The 20939-nt window shown below is 74.3% G+C and carries 19 protein-coding genes; 12 read left to right on the forward strand and 7 right to left on the reverse strand.

Annotated features, from left to right (window positions below; genetic code table 11):
• Positions 1 to 4: 4 nt before the first annotated feature.
• Positions 5 to 214: a Fic family protein gene (locus A4R25_RS32075; RefSeq protein WP_064445263.1), complete on the reverse strand. Its 210-nt coding sequence runs from the start codon at positions 212 to 214 to the stop codon at positions 5 to 7.
• Between the two features lie 113 nt (positions 215 to 327).
• Positions 328 to 1737 carry an alkaline phosphatase PhoX gene (locus tag A4R25_RS00885; protein ID WP_064445264.1) on the reverse strand — a complete coding sequence of 470 codons (1410 nt, stop codon included), beginning with the start codon at positions 1735 to 1737 and terminating at the stop codon, positions 328 to 330.
• 185 nt (positions 1738 to 1922) lie between these two features.
• Between A4R25_RS00885 and A4R25_RS00890 the strand changes: the two genes are divergently transcribed.
• The 4 genes from A4R25_RS00890 (at position 1923) to A4R25_RS00905 (ending at position 6647) form a co-directional block, all read left to right on the forward strand.
• Positions 1923 to 4439: an FtsK/SpoIIIE domain-containing protein gene (locus tag A4R25_RS00890; protein ID WP_082930881.1), complete on the forward strand. Its 2517-nt coding sequence runs from the start codon at positions 1923 to 1925 to the stop codon at positions 4437 to 4439.
• On the forward strand, positions 4436 to 5263 hold the full coding sequence (locus tag A4R25_RS00895; RefSeq protein ID WP_064445266.1) for a hypothetical protein: 828 nt from the start codon (positions 4436 to 4438) through the stop codon (positions 5261 to 5263). Before A4R25_RS00890 ends, A4R25_RS00895 begins: the two co-directional genes overlap by 4 nt.
• A gap of 146 nt (positions 5264 to 5409) precedes the next feature.
• Positions 5410 to 5673: a DUF6244 family protein gene (locus A4R25_RS00900; RefSeq protein ID WP_013287536.1), complete on the forward strand. Its 264-nt coding sequence runs from the start codon at positions 5410 to 5412 to the stop codon at positions 5671 to 5673.
• A gap of 170 nt (positions 5674 to 5843) precedes the next feature.
• Positions 5844 to 6647, forward strand: coding sequence for an alpha/beta fold hydrolase (locus A4R25_RS00905; protein ID WP_064445267.1), 804 nt, complete (start codon positions 5844 to 5846; stop codon positions 6645 to 6647).
• A 41-nt stretch (positions 6648 to 6688) separates the two neighbouring features.
• Here the strand turns inward: A4R25_RS00905 and A4R25_RS00910 are convergent, their stop codons facing one another.
• Positions 6689 to 8281: a GMC family oxidoreductase gene (locus A4R25_RS00910; protein WP_064445268.1), complete on the reverse strand. Its 1593-nt coding sequence runs from the start codon at positions 8279 to 8281 to the stop codon at positions 6689 to 6691.
• Positions 8282 to 8360: 79 nt separating this feature from the next.
• Positions 8361 to 9227, reverse strand: a complete 867-nt coding sequence (locus tag A4R25_RS00915) for an aldo/keto reductase (protein ID WP_064445269.1) — start codon at positions 9225 to 9227, stop codon at positions 8361 to 8363.
• A gap of 163 nt (positions 9228 to 9390) precedes the next feature.
• Here A4R25_RS00915 and A4R25_RS00920 point away from each other — a divergent pair, with 163 nt between their 5' ends.
• From A4R25_RS00920 to A4R25_RS00945, 7 genes are all read left to right on the forward strand, one after another.
• Positions 9391 to 9756 carry a YciI family protein gene (locus tag A4R25_RS00920; RefSeq protein ID WP_043329557.1) on the forward strand — a complete coding sequence of 122 codons (366 nt, stop codon included), beginning with the start codon at positions 9391 to 9393 and terminating at the stop codon, positions 9754 to 9756.
• Between the two features lie 406 nt (positions 9757 to 10162).
• Positions 10163 to 11611, forward strand: a complete 1449-nt coding sequence (pyk, locus tag A4R25_RS00925; RefSeq protein WP_043329559.1) for a pyruvate kinase — start codon at positions 10163 to 10165, stop codon at positions 11609 to 11611.
• Positions 11608 to 12486 (forward strand): acyl-CoA thioesterase II, encoded by an 879-nt coding sequence (locus tag A4R25_RS00930; protein WP_043329561.1) that lies wholly within the window; start codon positions 11608 to 11610, stop codon positions 12484 to 12486. Before pyk ends, A4R25_RS00930 begins: the two co-directional genes overlap by 4 nt.
• Before the next feature lie 70 nt (positions 12487 to 12556).
• Positions 12557 to 13024, forward strand: a complete 468-nt coding sequence (locus tag A4R25_RS00935) for an Rrf2 family transcriptional regulator (RefSeq protein ID WP_043329564.1) — start codon at positions 12557 to 12559, stop codon at positions 13022 to 13024.
• Between the two features lie 111 nt (positions 13025 to 13135).
• Complete coding sequence (locus A4R25_RS00940; protein WP_064445270.1) at positions 13136 to 14281, forward strand: sulfite exporter TauE/SafE family protein; 1146 nt, start codon at positions 13136 to 13138, stop codon at positions 14279 to 14281.
• A gap of 166 nt (positions 14282 to 14447) precedes the next feature.
• On the forward strand, positions 14448 to 14708 hold the full coding sequence (locus A4R25_RS30990; protein ID WP_157538968.1) for a hypothetical protein: 261 nt from the start codon (positions 14448 to 14450) through the stop codon (positions 14706 to 14708).
• A gap of 133 nt (positions 14709 to 14841) precedes the next feature.
• Entirely contained in the window at positions 14842 to 17157 is a 2316-nt protein-coding gene (locus A4R25_RS00945) for a cellulose binding domain-containing protein (protein ID WP_064445271.1), read from the forward strand.
• A gap of 167 nt (positions 17158 to 17324) precedes the next feature.
• On the opposite strand, the gene A4R25_RS00950 is transcribed toward A4R25_RS00945, so the two are convergent.
• Together A4R25_RS00950 and A4R25_RS00955 are read right to left on the reverse strand one after the other, a co-directional pair.
• A complete protein-coding gene (locus tag A4R25_RS00950; RefSeq protein WP_187694485.1) occupies positions 17325 to 18320 on the reverse strand; it encodes an LLM class flavin-dependent oxidoreductase in 996 nt (331 codons plus the stop codon).
• A 61-nt stretch (positions 18321 to 18381) separates the two neighbouring features.
• Entirely contained in the window at positions 18382 to 18861 is a 480-nt protein-coding gene (locus A4R25_RS00955; RefSeq protein WP_030503801.1) for an Lrp/AsnC family transcriptional regulator, read from the reverse strand.
• Positions 18862 to 18944: 83 nt separating this feature from the next.
• On the opposite strand from A4R25_RS00955, the gene A4R25_RS00960 reads away from it, so the two are divergent.
• Positions 18945 to 20120 (forward strand): PLP-dependent aspartate aminotransferase family protein, encoded by a 1176-nt coding sequence (locus A4R25_RS00960; RefSeq protein ID WP_064445273.1) that lies wholly within the window; start codon positions 18945 to 18947, stop codon positions 20118 to 20120.
• 36 nt (positions 20121 to 20156) lie between these two features.
• Here the strand turns inward: A4R25_RS00960 and A4R25_RS00965 are convergent, their stop codons facing one another.
• On the reverse strand, positions 20157 to 20906 hold the full coding sequence (locus A4R25_RS00965; RefSeq protein ID WP_064445274.1) for a hypothetical protein: 750 nt from the start codon (positions 20904 to 20906) through the stop codon (positions 20157 to 20159).
• Positions 20907 to 20939: the final 33 nt, after the last annotated feature.

The raw sequence follows: 20939 nt of genomic DNA on the forward strand, positions 1-20939 counted from the left end.
TGGCTCAGCTGATACGCCGGACGACCGGATCGAGCGCTGCCGTCAGGAGGTCCGTCTCGCCGGTGTTCAGGTGCTGGACGCAAGCGTCGATGTTGTCCGCCGCGTCGAGTTCCGACCAGTCGAGCAGGTAGCCGGCCGCGGCGCCGAGCTGGCGCAGGAAGGCGCGCAGGGTCCGTCCGTTGCCCTCCCGGAACGGATGGCAGACGTTCAGCATGATCCGCCTGGCCAAGCGACCCGTGCAGCGGTGTCGAATGGGACGTCTGTCGCAGACCAGCACTGCTCGGCCGGCGGCTCCCGAGCGAGAACCGCCGGCCGCTCACCGTCCCGTCAGCGGTGCCCGTTGCCCGGCCGCCCCCACGGCCCGGTGATCGCGAACACGTACCCCGGCGACTGGATGTTGGCGAACAGCGTCCTGCCGTCCGCGCTGAACGTCGGCCCGGTGAACTCGCTGTCGTTCAGCTCGTTGCGCGCCAGCGGATACGCAGTGCCCTGCTCGGTGACGCCGACCAGGTGCGACACACCCTCGCCGTCCTCGGCCAGGATCACCCCGCCGTACGGCGACACGGTGATGTTGTCCGGCCCGTCGTAGTTGCCGTGGTCGGCGTCCGGGTCGGTGTTCACCCCGAAGATGGTCTTCAGCGTCACGGTCTGCCGGCGCGGGTCGTAGAACCACACCTGCCCGTCGTGCTCGTTGGCGCTGCCGTCGTCGTGCCGGGCGTAGCTGGCCACGAAGTACGCGCCGCCGTCGCCCCACCAGGCGCCCTCCAGCTTGCGGCTGCGGGTCACCTCCGCGTCGGTGAACTGCTTGCGTACGGACACGGTGCGCGCGTCGCGATCCGGCACCTCGACCCACTCGACCCGGTAGCGGGTGCCGGGGGTGGTGGCCTCGGACAGGTCGGCCACGTGGGTGTCGCCGCGCAGGCAGCGCATCGCTGCGAGGCTGCCGGCGGTGCCGCCGTCGGGCCGCTGGGCGAGGGCCCGCAGCGCGCCCTTGCCGGCCCGGAAACCGGGCGGCGGCGTCCACCGGAAGTACAGGCCGTTGGGCCCGCTCGCGTCCTCGGTCAGGTAGATCGAGTGCGTGTACGGGTCGACCGCGACCGCCTCGTGCGAGTACCGCCCGAGGAACGTCAGCGGCACCGGGTCGGTGTTGGCGGACCTGTCGTGCGGGTCGACCTCGAAGACGTACCCGTGGTCCTTCAGGAATCGCCCACCGGCCCGCTGTTCGGTCTCCTCGCAGGTCAGCCACGTGCCCCACGGGGTGATGCCACCGGCGCAGTTGTTGTGCGTGCCGGCCACGCTCACGTACTCGCGCAGCCGCCGCCCGTGCCGGTCCACCTCGATGGTGGTGGTGCCGCCGCGGGCGCCCGGGTCGTAGGTGAGACCGGTCAGCGCCGGCACCGGGTACGGCTCGTCGCCGCCGATCTCGTGGTTGTTCACCAGCACCGAGCCGCGCGGGCCGCGGAAGCAGCCGGTGCCGTCGGCGTCGCTGGGGGTGGGCTGCCCGGACTCCAGCAGCGTCGCGCCCGCCTGCGCGACCACCGTGTACGAGAAGCCCGGCGGCAGCGCCAGCAGGCCGGCCGGGTCCGGCACCAGGTCGCCGTAGCCGACGGCGGGACGGCACGCGGGCCGGGCCGCGGCCGGGCCGGCGATCGCCTCCAGGCTGCCGGCCACCACGATGCCGAGCCCGCCGGCCACGCCGCCGCGCAGCAGGGACCGCCGGGGAAGAGGTGAGGTCACGTCGTCGCCTTCCTGTGCGCCACGATTGCCTGGAGGAAGGCAAGCGGGGCCGGGGGAACGGTGGGCGGCGCGCCCGTCCGCCGCCGGGTGAACAGTGGACGAATCCCCGGGTGCGGAGCGCCATGTGCCGCTGCGCCGCGCGTCCGTTAGGGTTCCCTCGATCGCAAGACGTCGGAGGGCGGACGGTGGGCAGACTCGCGGCGGCGTACCGGCAGGCGGTCGATCGGCACCGGCAGGCACTGCGCCACTGGGAGGCGGCCCGGCGGCTGCTCGGCGCCGCCGGCCCGGCGCCGGTGGGCAGCCCCGAGCTGGTCGCGCGGCTGGCCCGCCTCGGCGGTGAGCTGGCCGCCGCGGTGCCCGGCACCGCCCGCGTCGCGACCCACCCCGTTCCGGTACGCCTCGGCGCGGCGACCACAGTCGACGGCGCGTTCCCGGTGCTCGTGCCGGTGGGGGCGGGCGCGCATCTGGCGCTCGATCAGGACGCCCGCGACCCGCGCGTCGGGGAGCTGCTGCGGGCGGTGGTGGTGCGGCTGCTGACCGCCGCTCCGGCCGGCGCGATCCGGGTCGTCGGCATCGATCAGGCCGCCTTCGGCGCGGCGTTCCTGCCGCTGCGCCCACTGCAGGACGCCGGGGTGCTCGCCGCGGCGGCGACCACCGAGGCGGAGACAGCAGCGCTGCTCGACGCGGCCGAGCGGCACGCCCGTACCGCCCAGCGGTCCGCGCCGGAGGAACGCGAGCTGCTGGTGGTGGTGGCCGCGTCCGTGCCGCCGCCCCGGGAGCTGGCCCGGCTCGCCGCGCTCACCCACGCCGGCCCGGCCGCCGCGGTCTGCGTGCTGCTGGCCGGTCACCGGCCCGCCGGGCCGAGCGCCGCGCCGCCGCTGGGCGCCACCACCCACCTGCGGATCACCGAGCGGTACACGCTCGTCGGTGACCCGCCCGGCCGCCCGTTCAGCGCCGACGGCAGCGGGCTGGCCGCGCCGGTGGTGCTCGACGGCGACCCGTCGCACGCCGCGGTGACCGCGCTGGCCCGCCGGTACGCCGAGACCGCCGACCAGGACGTCGTCACGTTCGCCGACCTGCTGCCCGCGCAGCGCTGGGCCGGGTCCGCCGCCTCCGGCCTGCGTACCGTGCTCGGCCGCGCCGGCCGCCGCCCGCTCGCGGTGGCGTTCGACGACGCCACGCCGCACTGGCTGATCGGCGGCCGCACCGGCGCCGGCAAGACGGTGCTGCTGCTCGACGTGCTCTACGGGCTGGCCGCCCGCTACTCCCCGGCCGAGCTGCGGCTGATGCTGCTCGACTTCAAGGAGGGCGTGAGCTTCACCGAGTTCGTGCCCACCGACCGCGACCCGTCCTGGCTGCCGCACGCCGACGCGGTGGGCATCGAGTCCGACCGCGAGTACGGCGTGGCGGTGCTGCGGGAGCTGCGCGCCGAGTTGGGCCGCCGCGCCGACCTGCTCAAGCGGCACGGGGTCAGCCGCCTGGCCGACCTGCCGCCCAACGCCCGGCCGCCCCGGATCGTCACCGTGATCGACGAGTTCCACGTGCTGTTCGCCGGCAACGACGCGCTGGCCCGGCAGGCCGTCGACCTGATCGAGGAACTGGCCCGCAAGGGCCGCTCGTACGGCCTGCACCTGGTGCTGGCCAGCCAGAGCACCACCGGCATCGAGGCGCTCTACGGCCGGGCCGAGGCCATCTTCGGCCAGTTCCCGCTGCGGATCGCGCTGCCCGGCGGGGACGCCGTGCTGGACCCGCGCAACGACGCCGCGCGCGGGCTCACCGTCGGCACGGCAGTGGTGAACACCGCCGCCGGCGCGCCCGGCGCGGACGCGGAGGTGCGGTTCCCCGACGCGCACGCCGCCTCGGCCGACCTGGCAGCGCTGCGCCACGAGCTGCACGCGGCCCGCCCTGCCGGGTCGCGCCCGCCGTCGGTGTTCCGGGGACACGAGACGCCCCGGCTCACCGACGACTCTGCGTGGACCGCGTTGACGCCGGGCGCCGACCCGCCGTACGCGCTCGTGGGCCGCGCGGTCGACGTCGCCGGCAGCCCGGCCGGGTTCGCGCTCGACGCCAGCCCGGGCCGGCACCTGGCGGTGGTCGGCACCGCCACCGTCGGCGCGGAGGTGCTCCGGTCGGCCACGCTGTCCCTGGCCCGGCAGCACGCGCCCGGCACCGCCCGGTTCCTGTTCGCGCCGCTGGCGCCCGGCACCACCGACGCCGCCGACGACCTGGCCATGACGCTGGCCGCCGCCGGCCACCCGGTCCGCCGCCTGGCCGCCGAGGCGCTGCGCGCCCAGCTCGCCGAGGCCGCCGCAGGTGACGACGCGGCCTCCGGGCGCACCTACCTGGTGGTGTTCGGGGTGGACGCCGCCGCCACGACGCTCGCCGCCTCCGACCCGGCGACGTTCCGTTCCGGGTACGACGACCTGCGCGCCGTGCTGCGCCAGGGGCCCGCGCGCGGGGTGCACGTGCTCGGCTGGTGGCGCGGGCTGCGCCGGCTCGCCGACGACCTGGGCGGCAGCGGGCAGCGCGACGACGTCACCGGCCTGGTCGCGCTCAACGTGCCCGCCGCCGACCTGGGCCTGCACCTCGGCGTGCACGACCTCGCGTACGTGCCGCGCGAGGGCCGCGCGCTGCTCGTCGACCGGCACGAGCACCGCACCGCGCTGATCGTGCCGTTCGCCGCGGGGAGTGATGTCCCATGAGTGGATTCGACGAGTACGCGGCGCTGCTGCGGGAGCTGTCCACCCGGCAGCGGGGCGGGGAGCGGGAGATCGCGGCCGAGGCGGAGCGCCGCCGTGGCCTGCAGGCCGCCGTCGACAAGCTGGGGCAGCGGCTCGTCGCCCAGGGGCAGCACCTGGACCGGCTGGGCCAGGCAATCGGCACGCCGATGACCTCGGTACCGGCGCCGGCGGTTGCGGTGGCCGCCGGACCGGCCGCGCCGGAGGCGGCAGATGCGGGCGGGCGGACGGGCGCCGGGCGGGGGGAGGACGCGGGCGGGCGGACGGGCGCCGGGCCGGGGGACGGCGTGACCGGCGGCGCAGCCGCCGCGCCGGGGCAGGCGGGCGTCGGGGCGTACCCCTCTCCGGGTGTGGCGCCGCGGGCGGGTGACCCGGCGGCGGAGCTGGCTGCGGCGGAGCGGCTCGCCGGGGAGGCCGACGGGTACGGGCAGCAGGCCGACGCGCTGGCCCGCACGCCGGTGCTGTTGCCGACCTGGTCGGCGCCGGCCCGGGCGGTCGCGGTGTACGGCGGTTGCGCGCTCGTCGGCTCGCTGCTGATGCTTGTCGCGCTGGTGGGGTCGCCGGTGCCGGTGGCCGGGCTGGACCTGGTGGCGGCGCTGTCCTGCGCCGGGGTGCCGCTGCTGTCCTTCGTGGCCGGTCAGGTCGTGCTGGCCCGGTGGGGCCGCCCGGCGCTGGCCGGCGGTGAGGCCACGACCGGGCGGTACGTGCCGCTGGGCTTCGTGATCTGCGCGCTGGTCTCCCCGTCGCTGTTCTGCGTCTACCTGCTCCTGTTCCGCCTCCTCCGCTGACCCCAGCCCCTGTCGATCATGGACTTGTGGCCCTCGGGGTGGGCTTGATGTGGCTTTTGCCGGGGCGGAAACTGCAAGATCGCGAAGGGGTGGGGGTGGGGGAGGGCGGTAGGGTTCCCGAGGGTGGGTGAGGTGGGGGAGGGGTTGTGAGCGCGGCGGAGATCATCGCGAGGCTGGCGGCGGCGGCGCAGAAGCTGGACGAGGCCAAGGCGCGCACGGCTGCCGCGGCACAGGACGCGGCGGAGGCGCGGGCGCTGGTGGCGGGCGCGCTGGAGGGGGCCACGGCCGGGCCGCTGATCGGCGTCATCGACTCCTACCGGCAGGCGCTGGCGCAGGCCGCGCAGGGCGGGGAGCCGGCCCGGCAGCACGTCCAGGAGACCATCGCGAAGGTCCAGGCGCTGGGCAACTGAGCCCGGCCCGGCTTGCCGGTTTGCGCGGTGGGCGCGACAAGTGGTTACCGCCGCGTAACTTTTCATTGACGTGTGTGAAATCGGACACGCATCATCGTGTCCACGATCGATCGGATCCCACCCGTCCCCTCCCGGTCCGACCGGGTGCCTCCCCCTCGGAGGTGCAGCCCATGCTGCTCCGAACGATCCTGGCCGCCACCACCGCCGCCACCGTCCTGCTCGTCCCGGCCGCCGCCCAGGCGGCCGCCGCCGAACCCGCCGCCCCGTCGAACACGGCCACCGTCACCACCGCCGCGCAACGGGCCGCCGCCGCGGCCGCCGACCCGGTGATCGTGGTCGGCGGCCTCAGTGGAATCTCCATCGCGTACGAGCCGATCGCCGCCCGGCTGCGCGCCGACGGCTACCGGGTCTCGATCTTCCAGTTGCCGAACCTCGGTCTCGGCGACATCCGCGAGTCCGCCCGTGCGCTTTCGACCTACGTGGACCAGGTCCGTGCCGCCACCGGAGCGGCCCGGGTCGACCTGGTCGGCCACTCCGAGGGCGGCCTGGTCAGCCGCTGGTACGTCAAGTACCTCGGCGGCGCCGCCACCGTCGACCAGTACGTCAGCCTCGGCAGCCCGCAGTACGGCACGTACGTCGCCAACCTGGTCGCGTTCCTCGGGCTGGGCAGCTGCGCCGGGGTGATCGCCTGTCAGCAGATGTCGATCGGGTCGAGCTTCCTGGCCGACCTCAACGCCGGTGACGACACGCCCGGGCCGGTTCGCTGGGCCACCGTGCGGACCTGGCAGGACGAGCTGGTCCGGCCGGTCGACAACGCGCTGCTCGCCGACGGCGCCACGAACGTCCTGGTGCAGGCGTGGTGCCCGCTGCGGGTCGTCGGCCACCTCGGGCTGGTGCTGGACGGCACCACGTACACGGTGGTGCGCCAGGTGCTCGCCGGCGCCCCGGTCCGGCCGAACTGTTTCGCGGTCTGACACCGGTGCCCGGGCCCGCCGTCGCGCGGGCCCGGGCGCTGTCAGCTCCCGTCCCGCCCGCGGATGACGTCCGCGGCCCGCCAGGCCAGCGCGCTCACCGGGGCGCTGGTCCAGCCCGCCACCATCACCGGCAGCACCGACGCGTCGACCACCCGCAGCCCGTCCACGCCGCGTACCCGCAGCTGCGGGTCGACCACGTGGTCGTCGCCGTCGCCCATCGCGCAGGTGCCGATGGCGTGGTAACCGCAGTAGCCGCGCGCCACCGCCGCCTCGACGATCTCGGCGTCGGTGCGGACCGCCGGGCCGGGCACCGTCTCGGCCCGGATCCGCTTCGCGATCGGCCCGGTGGCGAAGAACTCCCGCATCCGGCGGAACAGGTCCGCCGCCACCCGCCGGTCGTGGTCGGTGGTGAGGTAGTTCGCCACGACAGCCGGCGGCGTACGCGGGTCCGCGTCGGTGATCGTCAGACTGCCCTCGCTGTCCGGCCGGGTGACGGTGCCCAGGCACATCAGTCCCGGTTCCCGTTCCAGTTCGAGGGCCTTGCCGGGCCGGGGCGGGGCGGCCGAGAACGGCGCCATCAGCAGGTGCGCGTCCGGGCGGTCCAGCTCCGGCCGGGACTTGACGTGGGCCGCCACGTCCAGCACCGGCAGGGCGAGCGGGCCGCCCCCGGTGAGCAGCCAGCGCAGCGTGGCCCGGGCCTGCCCGAGCGGGCTGCCGATGGTCATGTTGTGGCCGCCGGGCTCGGCGAGGCGGTACTGCAGCACCATCGACCGGTGCTCGCGCAGCCCCGCGCCGACCCGGGGCCGGTCGAGCAGCACCGGCACGCCCGCGGCGCGCAGCGTGTCCGCCGGCCCGATGCCGGAGACCTGCAACAGGTGCGGGGTGGCCAGGGCGCCCGCGGCGAGGATCACCTCCCCGGCCGCCCGGCGCTCGACCTCCCGGCCGCCGTGCGCCACCCGTACGCCGACCGCCCGGCCGCCCTCGACCAGCACCCGCAGCACGACGGCGCCGACCTCGACGGTCAGGTTGGGCCGGCGCCGCACCGGGTGCAGGAACGCGTTCGCGGCGCTGACCCGCCGTCCGCCGTGGATGGTGGCGGTGGGGTAGCCGATCCGCTCGTCGTCGTCGGCGTCCAGGTCGTCGGCCCGGCGCCAGCCCAGCTCGGCGCCGGTGGCCACCATCTCCTCGGCGAGCGGGTCGGTGCCGGTGGCGATGGACAGCCGCACCGGCCCGCCCGCGCCCCGGTGCGGCGCGGGGCCCAGCGGGTGGTCCTCCAGCCGCGTGAACACCTGCCGCATGGCCGACCAGCCCCAGCCCAGCGGGTCGAGGGCGTCCCAGTCGCGGGCCGCGCCGCGGCTCCAGATCATGCCGTTCACCGACGTCGAGCCGCCGATCATCCGGCCGCGCTGCCAGATCTCCTGGCGGCCCGGCCCGGTGGTGGCCGGGTAGTGCCAGGCGGTGCGCTCGTCGTCCATCAGCCGGGAGAACGCCTTTGGCACCCGCACGTACGGGCTGCGGTCCCAGCCGCCCGCCTCCAGCAGCAGCACCCGCGTCCCCGGATCCTCGGTTAGCCGGTTGGCCAGCACGCACCCCGCCGCGCCGGCCCCCACGATGACATAGTCGAACTCCTCCACAGCGGACCCCCACTCGTGAGAATCCTTCTGACGGTAGTTGCTCGATCACGTTCCGCGAAAGGGCTGGACGGCGGCCGACTCAGGCCGCCTTGGCCAGCGCCTCGAACTCCTCGTCGGTCAGTTCCACCTCGGCCGCCGCCACGTTCTCCTCCAGGTGCGCCACCGACGACGTACCGGGGATCGGCAGCATCACCGGCGAGCGGCGCAGCAGCCAGGCCAGCGCGAGCTGCGCCGGAGTGGCGCCGTGCGCGGTCGAGATCGCGTCCAGCGGGCCGCCGGGGCGGGCGAGGTTGCCGGTGGCGATCGGGAACCACGGGATGAACGCCAGGTCGTGCCGCTCGCAGTGCGCCAGCACGTCCTCGGCGCCGCGGTCGGCCAGGTTGTAGAGGTTCTGCACGGACACGATCGGGACGATCTCCCGGGCCGCCTCGATCTGCTCGACGCTGACCTGCGACAGCCCGATGTGCCGGATCTTGCCCTCCTGCCGCAGCAGCGCCAGCTCGCCGAGCTGGTCGGCCAGCGGCACCTTCGCGTCGATGCGGTGCAGCTGGTAGAGCGGGATGCAGTCCAGGCCCAGGTGGCGCAGGCTCAGCTCGCACTGCTGGCGCAGATACTCCGGGCGGCCCACCGGCCGCCAGTCGTCCGGGCCGGAGCGGGTCAGCCCGGCCTTCGTCGCGATGACCAGGTCGTCGGCGTACGGGTGCAGCGCCTCGCGGATCAGCAGCTCACTGACGAACGGCCCGTACGAGTCGGCGGTGTCGATGAACGTGACGCCCAGCTCGTACGCGCGGCGCAGCACCCGTACCGCCTCGGCCGGGTCCTTCGGGTCGCCCCACACGCCGGGGCCGGTGAGCTGCATCGCCCCGTAGCCGAGGCGGTCGACCCGCAGGTCACCACCGATCCGGTAGCTGCCGGACGCCTTGGCGGGCTGGGTGCTGGTGGCCATCGCGGTCCTCCTGTGCTCGTACGCGGTCGCGGGCGGCGCGCGCCCCGACCCCTGGACATTCCCCGAATCGTGGCGGCGAAGCACTGATAGTTGCGGCGAGCGGCCCCGGCGCACCGGACCGCCGTGCGAGGCTGGGCGCAACGGTGGTCAGCAGGAGGTGCGCATGGGCACGACGCCACGGCTCGACTTCGCGCTGGACACGTACGAGTGCATCGTGCTCTACCCGGGGCCGTCCGGCCGGGCCCTGCCGGAGGAGACCGTGCAACGGCTGCAGGCCGAGCATCTGCAGCACATGCGGGCGCTGCAACGGCGCGGCATCGTGCTCGTCGACGGCTCGGTGGACGGCCCGGCCCGGGAACCGGACCCGCCGATCGGCTTCGGCCTGGCCCGCACCGGCTCGGTGGACGACGTGCGCAGCGTCATGGAGGCCGACCCGGCGGTACAGGCCGGGCTCTACCGGGTCGAGGTGCTGACCTTCCTCTGCCCGGCCGGCTCGCTGGAGTTCCCGCTGGTCAAGACGGAGAGCTGACGGCCGGCGCGGTCTCGTCGCCGTTCTCGGCGATCGCGCTGCACCAGTTTCCACGGCGCCGCGAGCCGGGTCCCGCTGGAGCGGACCGCGTCCGGGCTGCGCGCCGACCACCTGCTCGCCGAGATCATCGCGGCCCGGCCGCCCGGCGGCTGCCCGAACCTGCCCCCGGCCGGTCCGGCGGGGCCGCGCCACGGCGAGGGCGGACGGCATCCACGGGAGCACCCGGCCGGCACGTGACGGCGAGGGGTACCATTTCCGCCGCGCGGTCGCCGATGCCCGCCACACACGACGTTCCGGTGCGGTACGCCAACCGCCCGCCCGCGCGGTACACGCGCGTCGTTGGACAACTGTTCCGCTGTCCGCAAGGGGTCGGCCGGGAGGCCGATCCGGAGGAGAGACTAGCCTGATGGGCGTGACACGCCGCGCGAAGATCGTCTGTACTCTCGGCCCCGCCACCTCGTCCCCGGAGCGTATCCGAGGGCTCGTCGAGGCGGGCATGAACGTGGCGAGGCTCAACTTCAGCCACGGCAGTCACGCCGACCACGAATCGGTCTACCGGCTGGTCCGGGAGGCCGCCGAGGCGTCCGGCAAGCCGGTCGCGGTGCTGGCCGACCTCCAGGGGCCCAAGATCCGGCTGGGCCGGTTCGCCGACGGCCCGCACGAGTGGCGCACCGGCGACTCGGTCGTGATCACCGGTGACGACGTCGTCGGCTCGAAGGAGCGCGTCTCCTGCACCTACCGCAAGCTGCCGCAGGAGGTGAAGCCGGGCGACCGGCTGCTGATCGACGACGGCCGCGTCGCGGTCGAGGTCAGCGACGTCACCGGCAACGACATCCGGTGCCTGGTCACCGAGGGCGGCCCGGTCTCCAACAACAAGGGCGTCTCGCTGCCGAACGTGGCGGTCAGCGTCCCGGCCCTGTCCGACAAGGACGCGGAGGACCTGCGCTTCGCCCTCGGCCTCGGTGTCGACCTGGTCGCGCTCTCGTTCGTCCGCTCACCCGAGGACATCAAGCTCGTCCACTCGATCATGGATGAGGAGGGCGTGCGCCGCCCGGTCCTGGCCAAGGTCGAGAAGCCGGAGGCGGTCGACCACCTCGAGGCGATCGTGCTGGCCTTCGACGGCGTCATGGTCGCCCGCGGCGACCTCGGCGTCGAGCTGCCGCTGGACCAGGTGCCGCTCGTGCAGAAGCGCGCCGTGCAGCTCTGCCGGGAGAACGCCAAGCCGGTCATCGTGGCCACCCAGATGCTCGACTCGATGATCGAGAACTCCCGCCCGACCCGCGCCGAGGCCTCCGACGTGGCCAACGCGGTGCTCGACGGCGCGGACGCGGTGATGCTCTCCGGCGAGACGAGCGTCGGCAAGTACCCGGTGCTCACCGTCAGCACCATGGCCAAGATCGTCACCACCACCGAGGCCGGCTCGATCGCCGTCCCCCGGTTGCAGCACGACCCGCGTACGCACGGCGGCGCGCTCACCGTGGCCGCCTCCTCCATCGCCCGGGCCATCGGCGCCAAGGCCATGGTGGCGTTCTCGCAGACCGGCGACACCGTCAAGCGGCTCGCCCGGCTGCACTGCGACCTGCCGCTGCTGGCCTTCACGCCGGTGCCGGAGGTGCGCAACCAGCTCGCGCTCTCCTGGGGCGTGGAGACGTTCCTGATGCCGTTCGTCCAGCACACCGACGACATGTTCCGCCAGGTCGACCAGGCGCTGCTGGGCCTCAACCGGGCCAACCCGGGCGACTACGTGGTGATCGTGGCGGGCAGCCCGCCCGGCACCCCCGGCTCCACCAACACGCTGCGCGTGCACCAGCTGGGTTCGCTCGTGGACGCGGCCTCGGCGCGAGCGCTCCAGTGAGTGCTGCGGCGACCGGGCAGGCGGCGGTCGACCAGCTGCTGGAGGTGCTCGACCTGGACCGTACCGGGGAGATGACCTTCCGGGGGATGAGCCCGCCGGTGGGCCCGCAGCGGGTCTACGGCGGGCAGGTCGCCGGCCAGGCCCTGGTCGCCGCCGGCCGCACCGTCGACGCGGAGCGGGCCGTGCATTCCCTGCACGGCTACTTCGTGCGCCCCGGTGACCCGGCCGAGCCGATCGAGTACCAGGTGGAGAACGTCCGCGACGGCCGGTCCTTCTCGGTGCGCCGCTCGGTGGCGTTGCAGCACGACAAGCCGATCTTCTTCATGTCGGCGTCGTTCCAGCGACAGGACGAGGGGCTGGACCACCACGCCCCGGTGCCGCCGGACGTGCCCGGCCCGGACGACGTGCCGACCATGACCGACCGGCTCTCCCGCTACCCGGAGCGGCTCGGCATCTGGGGGATGATCCCGCGCCCGATCGACGTGCGCTACGTCGGCGAGCCCGGCTGGGTACGCCCCGGCGACCGCCCGGCCGAACCGCACCAGCGGGTGTGGATGCGGCTGGACGGCAAGCTGCCGGACGATCCGCTGCTGCACGCGTGCGCGCTGACGTACGCCTCCGATCTGACGCTGCTGGACTCGGTGCTGTCGGTGCACGGCGAGGTGTGGGGCCCGGGCGGCGTGGTCGGCGCGAGCCTCGACCACGCGCTGTGGTTCCACAGGTCGTTCCGCGCCGACGAGTGGTTCCTGTACGACTGCTGGAGCCCGTCCGCGTCGGGCGGCCGTGGCCTGGCCACCGGCCGCATGTTCACCGCCGACGGGCGGCACATCGCCAGCGCCGTGCAGGAGGGACTGCTGCGCCGCGTCGGCGGCTGAGCGGCGGGTGATGATCGTCCGGGCGCGGGTCGGCGGGGCGGCCCGCACCCGAGCGGACTAACCTGGCCGTATGCGTCTTTCCGCCCGGGTCGACTATGCCCTCCGCGCGGCCGCTGAGCTGGCCTCGGTCGCGGACGGGACCGCCGAGCGGAGCCGCCCGGTGACCGCCGAGCAGATCGCCCGGTCCCAGGACATCCCGCCGAAGTTCCTGGAGAGCATCCTGCTCCAGCTTCGCCGGGGCGGCATCGTGCACGCCCAGCGTGGCCCCGAGGGCGGCTACTGGCTGGCCCGGCCGGCGAGTGAGATCTCCCTGGCCGAGGTGATCCGCGTCATCGACGGGCCGCTCGCGCACGTGCGCGGCCAGCGTCCGGAACAGCTCGGCTATCAGGGCGCGGCCCGCGCGTTGCAGGACGTCTGGATCGCGTTGCGGGCCAGCGAGCGGGAGATCCTGGAGCTGGTCACGATCGCCGACGTGGCCTCCGGTGAGCTGCCCGGCCGGGTCAACGAACTGGCCGCCGACCCGCGCGCCTGGAGCTGACCGCGCCGTCCGGCGCGTCCTACCAACCGGATGGGGGACTTGACCGGGACCACCTTCGTGCCGCATTGTCGGCCAAGTCGATAGGAGATACCGAAAAGTCAGGGGGCGCTCGTGCGCAAGCTGCTGGTCCTCGCCCTCGTCGGGCTCGCCGCGCAACTGGTCGACGGCTCGCTCGGCATGGCGTACGGGCTGACCTCCTCGACGCTGCTCCTGTTCGCCGGTGTCGCGCCGGCCGCCGCGTCGGCCTCGGTGCACCTGGCCGAGATCGGCACCACGCTCGCCGCGGGCGTCTCGCACTGGCGCTTCGGCAACGTCGACTGGCGGGTCGTCGGCCGGATCGCGCTGCCCGGCGCGATCGGCGCGTTCGCCGGGGCGACGTTCCTCAGTTCCATCTCCACCGAGGCCGCCGCGCCGTGGATGGCGGCCATCCTGTTCACGCTCGGCGCGTACCTGCTGGTGCGGTTCTCCCGGCCGCTTCGGGCCACCCGCGCCGCCGGCCGGCTGCGGAGCCGCTTCCTCGCCCCGCTCGGCCTGGTCGCCGGCTTCGTCGACGCCACCGGCGGCGGAGGCTGGGGCCCGGTCGCCACCCCGGCGCTGCTGGTCTCCGGCCGGATGGAACCCCGCAAGGTCATCGGCTCGGTCGACACCTCCGAGTTCGTCGTGGCCGGCGCGGCGAGCGTCGGCTTCCTGATCGGCCTGGGCACCGAGGGCTTCCTGCTGCCCACGGTGGCCGCGCTCCTGATCGGTGGCCTGATCGCCGCCCCGATCGCGGCCTGGCTGGTCCGCATCGTTCCCGCTCAGCTGCTCGGCGCCGTGATCGGCGGCGTGATCGTGCTGACCAACGCCCGCACGCTGCTCAGCGCCGGCGGCGTGAGCGGCTCGGCGCCGGTGGTGGTGTACGCGCTGCTCGGTGTCGCCTGGGTGGTCGCCATTGTCCTGGCGGTGCGGGCGCTGCGCCGCACCCGCCGCGCCCGCGCCACCGTCGAAGCGGCGCTGGCCTCCACGCCGCCGGCCTCCGCGTCGCCGGCCTCCGCGTCGCCGGCCTCCGCGTCGCCGGCCTCCGCGCCGCCGGTCGAGGCCGCGCCCGTCTCCGCGTCGCCCGCGGAGGCGGGGGAGCCCGCTCGGCCGGGGGAATCCGTCGGGTCGGCAGAGGCCGCGAAGTCGGGGCAAGTCCCGGAGCCGGTGGTCACCGCCGAGACCTCCGAGCCTGCCGAGGCCGCGGAGTCGCGGAAGCTCGCCGCCGCCGTCGAGGGCTGAGCCGCTCGCGTTCCCGGGCCGCGCCATCGCCCAGGAGTGTTCTGTCTCGGCGTGTCGCGCGCCGTAGAGACATGTCCTGCTGACCGATATACCTCAGAGTCATAATTATGACTCTGAGGTATATCGGCTTTCAGGCATCTCTTCTCGTCGGCGTCGGCGTCGGCTGTTGGCCGCCGCGCTCCTGCGCCGCCACTCCATCGCGCCGTTTCGCCGCCCCGCCCGGCCCCGCGCCGCCCCGCCGCGCCGCGCCGCCCGCGCCGCCGCGCCGCCCGCGCCGCCGCGCTGCCCGCGCCGCCGCCCCACCCGCGCCGCCGCGCTGCCGCGCCCACGCCGCGCCGCCGCGCTGCCGCGCCGCCCCGCCCGCGCCGCGCCGCCGCGCTGCCCGCCCCGCGCACGCCGCCGCGCTTGTGGGGGTGTCCGGCGGTGACCTAGGCTGACGGAGCGCGGAGCCGAATCATCGACGTCGATGCGTTGACGTCGCCCGTCGCGTCAGGGCACGTATCCGCCGGTCCGGGCAGGCCGGCGTCGTCGCGTGCCTGACATCCGCGAAAGGCATCCCCGTGCACCTCACCACCCCACGCCGCCGGCTCGCGCTGCTCGCCGCGGCCTCGGCGCTCACCCTGTCGGCCGGCGCGCTCACCACGATGACCGCCGCGGCGGCGGCCGCCGGCTGCCGGGTCGACTACCGGATCACCAACCAGTGGAGCGGCGGATTCGGCGCCGACGTGACAGTGACCAACCTCGGCGACCCGGTCAACGGCTGGACCCTCGGCTGGAGCTTCGCCGCCGGCCAGCAGGTCGTCCAGGCGTGGAACGCGACGGTCAGCCAGTCCGGCGCGCAGGTGAGCGCCCGCGACGCCGGCTACAACGCGGCCATCGGCACCGGCGGCACCGCGAACTTCGGCTTCAACGGCTCGTGGAACAACGCGTCGAACCCGGTGCCGGCCGCGTTCACGCTCAACGGCACCGCCTGCACCGGCGCGCCGTCCACCAGCGCGCCGCCGTCGACGCCGCCGCCGCCCACCACGCCGCCACCCACCACGCCTCCGCCCAGCACACCGCCACCCACCACGCCTCCGCCCAGCACACCGCCACCAACCACGCCCCCGCCCACCGACCCGCCGGCCGGGGCGAAGCAGATGGAGAAGCTCGACCGAGGGCTGGTCAGCGTCCGCTCCGGCAGCGGCAACCTCGTCTCCTGGCGGCTGCTCGGCACCGAGACCACCGGTGTGGCGTTCAACCTCTACCGAGGTGGCACAAAGGTCAACGCCAGCCCGATCACCGGCGCCACCACGTACCTGGACAGCGGCGCGGCGGCCGGGTCGGCGTACACCGTGCGGGCCGTGGTGAACGGCGCCGAGCAGGCGGCGTCGGCCCCGGCGCTCCAGTTCGCCAACGGCTACCTGGACGTGCCGATCCAGCCGCCGCCCGGCGGCACCACCCCGGCCGGGGAGGGGTACAGCTACTCGGCGAACGACGCGAGCGTCGGTGACCTCGACGGCGACGGCCGCTACGAGTTCGTGCTCAAGTGGGACCCGTCGAACGCCAAGGACAACTCGCAGTCCGGCTACACCGGCAACGTCTACGTCGACGCGTACACGCTCACCGGCACCCGGCTGTGGCGCGTCGACCTGGGCCGCAACATCCGCGCCGGCGCCCACTACACCCAGTTCCAGGTGTACGACTACGACGGCGACGGAGACGCCGAGGTGGCCATGAAGACCGCCGACGGCACCCGCTCCGGCACCGGTCAGGTGATCGGCAACGGCTCGGCCGACCACCGCAACTCCAGCGGTTACGTGCTCGCCGGCCCGGAGTACCTGACCATGTTCGACGGCCGCACCGGCGCGGCCCTGTCCACAGTCGACTACGACCCGCCGCGCGGCACCGTCTCGTCCTGGGGCGACTCGTACGGCAACCGGGTCGACAGGTTCCTCGCCGGCACCGCGTACCTGGACGGGCAGCGCCCCTCGCTGATCATGGCGCGTGGCTACTACACCCGGGCCGTCGTCGCCGCCTGGGACTTCCGCGACGGCACGCTGCGCAAGCGCTGGACGTTCGACTCGAACGCCTCCGGCAACGGCGCCGCCGCCGGCCAGGGCAACCACCAGCTCTCCGTGGCCGACGTCGACAACGACGGCCGTCAGGAGATCGTGTACGGCGCCGCCACCATCGACGACAACGGCCGGCTGCTGTACTCCACCGGCAACGGCCACGGCGACGCGCTGCACGTCGGCGACCTCGACCCGTCCCGCGCCGGCCTGGAGGTGTTCAAGGTCGACGAGGACGGCAGCAAGCCCAGCTCCTGGATGGCCGACGCGCGTACCGGGCAGATCATCTGGCAGACCGCGCCGAACGGCGACAACGGCCGCGGCGTCTCCGGCGACGTCTGGGCCGGCAGCCCGGGCGCGGAGTCCTGGTCGTCGGCCGTCGACGGGCTGCTCAACACCCGGGGCCAGAACGTCGGGCGCAAGCCGTCGTCGGCGAACTTCCTGATCTGGTGGGACGGCGACCCGGTCCGGGAGCTGCTCGACGCCACGAAGATCGACAAGTACGGCACCGGCGGGGAGACCCGGCTGCTCACCGGCAGCGGCGTCGCCTCGAACAACGGCACCAAGTCCACCCCGGCGCTCTCGGCGGATCTGCTCGGCGACTGGCGGGAGGAGGTCGTCTGGCGCACCTCCGACAGCACCGCGCTCCGGATCTACAGCACGCCGGTCACCACCGGCCTGCGGCTGCCGACGCTGATGCACGACCCGCAGTACCGGGTGGCGGTGGCCTGGCAGAACACCGCCTACAACCAGCCGCCGCACCCGGGCTTCTACCTTGGCGACGGCATGAGCACCCCGGCCGCGCCGAACATCTACCTGCGCTGAAACGACAGGCACCGGGTCGCCGGCCGCGGAATCCGCTCCGCCGGCGACCCGGTGCACCACACCGCAGCATTCCCGACCCGTCCCGACCGGGAATGCCGTACCACCACCGGGGACAAAGTTATGCGTCCCGCGCGACGCTGCGGTGACGTGGCTATGAAGAGCGTGTTTCAGCCCTCCCGGCGCAGCCCGCCCGCCACCTTCTCGGCGATCAGCTCGAACGAGCGGACCCGGTCCGCCACGTCGTACACCATCGTGGTGAGCATCAGCTCGTCCGCGCCGGTGCGCTCCAGCAGCTCCCCGAGCTGCCGGGCCACCGTCTCCGGCGAGCCGGTCGCCTGGCCGTCGCGGCGCTGGGCGACGAACTCCCGCTCGAACTCCGAGTACGGGTACGCCGCCGCCTCCTCCGGCGTGACCAGCGGCTCCGGGCGCCCCGAGCGCAGCTTCAGGAACGACAGCCCGGCCGGCCCGGCCAGCCACTCGGCCCGCTCGTCGGTCTCCGCGCAGACCGCGTTGACCGCCACCATCGCGTACGGCCGGTCCAGCCACTGCGACGGCCGGAAGTTCTGCCGGTAGAGCTGCAACGCCGGGATCGTGTTCTGCGAGCTGAAGTGGTGCGCGAACGAGAACGGCAGCCCGAGCAGGCCGGCCAGCTGCGCGCTGAACCCGCTCGACCCGAGCAGCCACACCTGCGGCGACTGGCCGCGGCCCGGCGTCGCGGTGATCGGGCCCGGCTCGGCGCCGGAGAAGTAGTTCATCAGGTCGGCCAGCTCACGCGGGAAGTGCTCCGCGGACAGGCCCTCCATGGTGCGGCGCAGCGCCAGCGCGGTCACCTGGTCGGTGCCGGGCGCCCGGCCGATGCCCAGGTCGATCCGGCCCGGGTGCAGGGCCTCCAGGGTGCCGAACTGCTCGGCCACCACCAGCGGCGCGTGGTTAGGCAGCATCACCCCGCCGGAGCCGAGCCGGATGGTGCTGGTGTTCGCCGCCAGGTGCGCGAGCAGCACCGCCGGCGCGGAACTCGCGATCGCGGGCATGTTGTGGTGCTCGGCCACCCAGAACCGGCGGTAGCCCAGTTCCTCGGCGCGGCGGGCCAGCTCCGTGGTGTACCGCAGCGCCTCACCGGCGTTGCCGGTCGCCGCCACCGGGGCAAGATCAAGAACAGACATGGGTACGTCGATCACAGCGTGGTGCAACAGGTCACGTGCCGGAATTGTTCCGCCGGGTGCGCTACCCCATACCCCGGGCCTGCTCGAAGATCAGGCTGGTCTGGGTGTGCTGCACCGCCGGATCGACAGCCAGGTGATCGAGGACGAAGTCCCGCAGCGCGTCACCGGAGGCGGCCCGCACGTGCAGCACGTAGTCCTCCGCGCCGGCCACGTGGAACACCGACACCACCCCTGGTAGCCGCACCGACCGGGCCCGGAACGCGTCCACGGCGGCCCGCTCGTGCGCCGTCAACCGCACCGACACCAGCGCCTGCAACGGCAGCCCCACCGCCGCCGGGTCCACCTCGGCGTGGAACCCGCGGATCGCCCCGCACTCGCGCAGCGCCCGGGTACGCGTCAGGCACGTCGACGGCGCCACCCCGACCCGCTCGGCCAGCGCGTTGTTCGGCAGCCGGCCGTCGGCCGCCAGTTCGGTGAGGATCGCGCGGTCGACGTCGTCCAGGCCGGCGAACGGCCGTACATCATTCGGTGCGGCAGGCATGTGACCATCCTTCACCGAATCGCCGCTGGGCGAAAGCGTGATTTCCAGAATCTTCTTCGCCGCTATTGCCTCTAGTCATCGTCATGTTCGACGCTTCCGGCATGACTTCCGTGGACACCGCAGCCGTACACGCCGGGCGCGCCGACCTCGCCGGGCTCGGCGTCCACGTCCCGCCGATCGACCTGTCCACCACCAACCCGCTGCCCTCGGTGGCCGGCGGCGGTGACGACTACGAGACGCTCGCCACCGGTGGCACCCTCCCGGCCGGCGGCAGCGCCGTCTACCAGCGCCTCTGGAACCCCACGGTGGCCCGGTTCGAGACCGCGCTCGCCCAGCTCGAAGGCACCGCCGAGGCCGTCGCCTTCGCCAGCGGCATGGCCGCGCTCACCGCCGCCCTGCTCGCCGCCACCCGCGACGGCAACCGCCACATCGTCGCCGTCCGCCCCCTCTACGGCGGCACCGACCACGTCCTCGCCACCGGCCTGCTCGGCACCGAGGTCACCTGGGCCACCCCCGCCGACGTTGCCGCCGCGATCCGCCCCGACACCGCCCTGGTCGTGGTCGAGACCCCGGCGAACCCCAGCCTCGACCTGGTCGACATCGCCGCACTCGCCGACGCCGCCGGTGACGTCCCGCTGCTCGTCGACAACACCGTCGCCACCCCGGTGCTCCAGCAGCCCGCCCGCCACGGCGCCGCGCTCGTGCTGCACAGCGCCACCAAGAGCATCGGCGGCCACGGCGACGTCCTCGCCGGCGTGATCGCCTGCGCCCCCGAGTGGGCCGCCCGGCTGCGCCAGGTCCGCGCCGTCACCGGCGCCGTCCTGCACCCGCTCGGCGCGTACCTGCTGCACCGCGGCATCCAGACCCTCCCGCTGCGCGTCCGCGCCCAGCAGGCCGGTGCCGAGAAGCTCGCCGCCTGGCTCGCCGGGCACCCCGCCGTCGAGCGCGTCCACCACCCGTCCCTGCACGACCCGGCCGGGCTGGTCGGCCGGCAGATGTCCGGCACCGGCAGCCTGCTCGCCTTCGAGGTACGCGGTGGCGCGCCCGCCGCGGCCGAGGTCGCCGGCGCCTGCGAACTGATCACCCACGCGGTGTCGCTCGGCGGCGTCGACACGCTGATCCAGCACCCGGCCTCGCTCACCCACCGGCCGGTCGAGGGTGACGCGAAGCCCTGCGGCGGGCTGCTGCGCGTCTCGGTCGGCCTGGAGGACCCGGAGGACCTGCGGGCGGACCTCGCGCGGGCGCTGGCGCGGATCTGACGCCTGCCGGTCGGCCGGGTCGGCGGCGCGGGCCGGTCACGACTTGGGGCCGACGTGCTGGTCGAGGGCGGCGACCGCCTCCCGGCGGGCCACCGACAGGGAGTTGGGGCGGTTCATCCGCCAGGCGATGCCGAGCCGGTCGAGGGCCTGCTGGCACAGGCCCATGATGTCGGCCGACTCGTTGTGGAACATGTAACGGGGATAGACGTACTCCTTTTCCCGGACGACGACGCGGTTGGCGAAGCGGCACCCGTCGGAGTGGAAGAGGCCGCGCAGGAAGTCGCCCGCCTGAGCCTCGACGATGGGGCGCTGCCAGTCCGCCAGGACGATCGGGCGTTGGTGCTTCTTGCCGGGTCCGTGCTGTGGGAACAGGCACGGCCAGTGCTTGCCGTAGCTCTGCACGCTGACGCAGCCCGGATGTTGGACGCGCTGGACCTTCGCCGCCAGGACCCGCCGCATGACGTCGTCGCAAGCCTCGATCAGCCCGGGCCAACTGTCACTGCAGGAGATCCGGAGCACCGGCACCCGCGCCCTGGTCACGAGATGCCCGTCGCCCAGGTAGAGCCCGAGGAGATAGGCATAGGCCGCCGGATCTGTCGGAACGCGGACACCCTCGCGGCAGCGGAAACACCGCAGCGCGGTGCCGTGCTGCCTCGACTCCGGCCGATCCCTGCACCAGTGCCAGACGGTTCGGTAGTTGAGGCCCACTGCGCGGGCCGCCTCCGCGACGGTGGCCCCGGACAGGAAGGCCTGACGTGCTCGCGCGCGTATCTCGGGTGGATGCACGCGGACATCTTCGAACGCGCGTACGACAGTTTC

The organism is Micromonospora sp. NBRC 110037, from assembly GCF_001652995.1.
GTDB lineage: Bacteria > Actinomycetota > Actinomycetes > Mycobacteriales > Micromonosporaceae > Micromonospora > Micromonospora chalcea.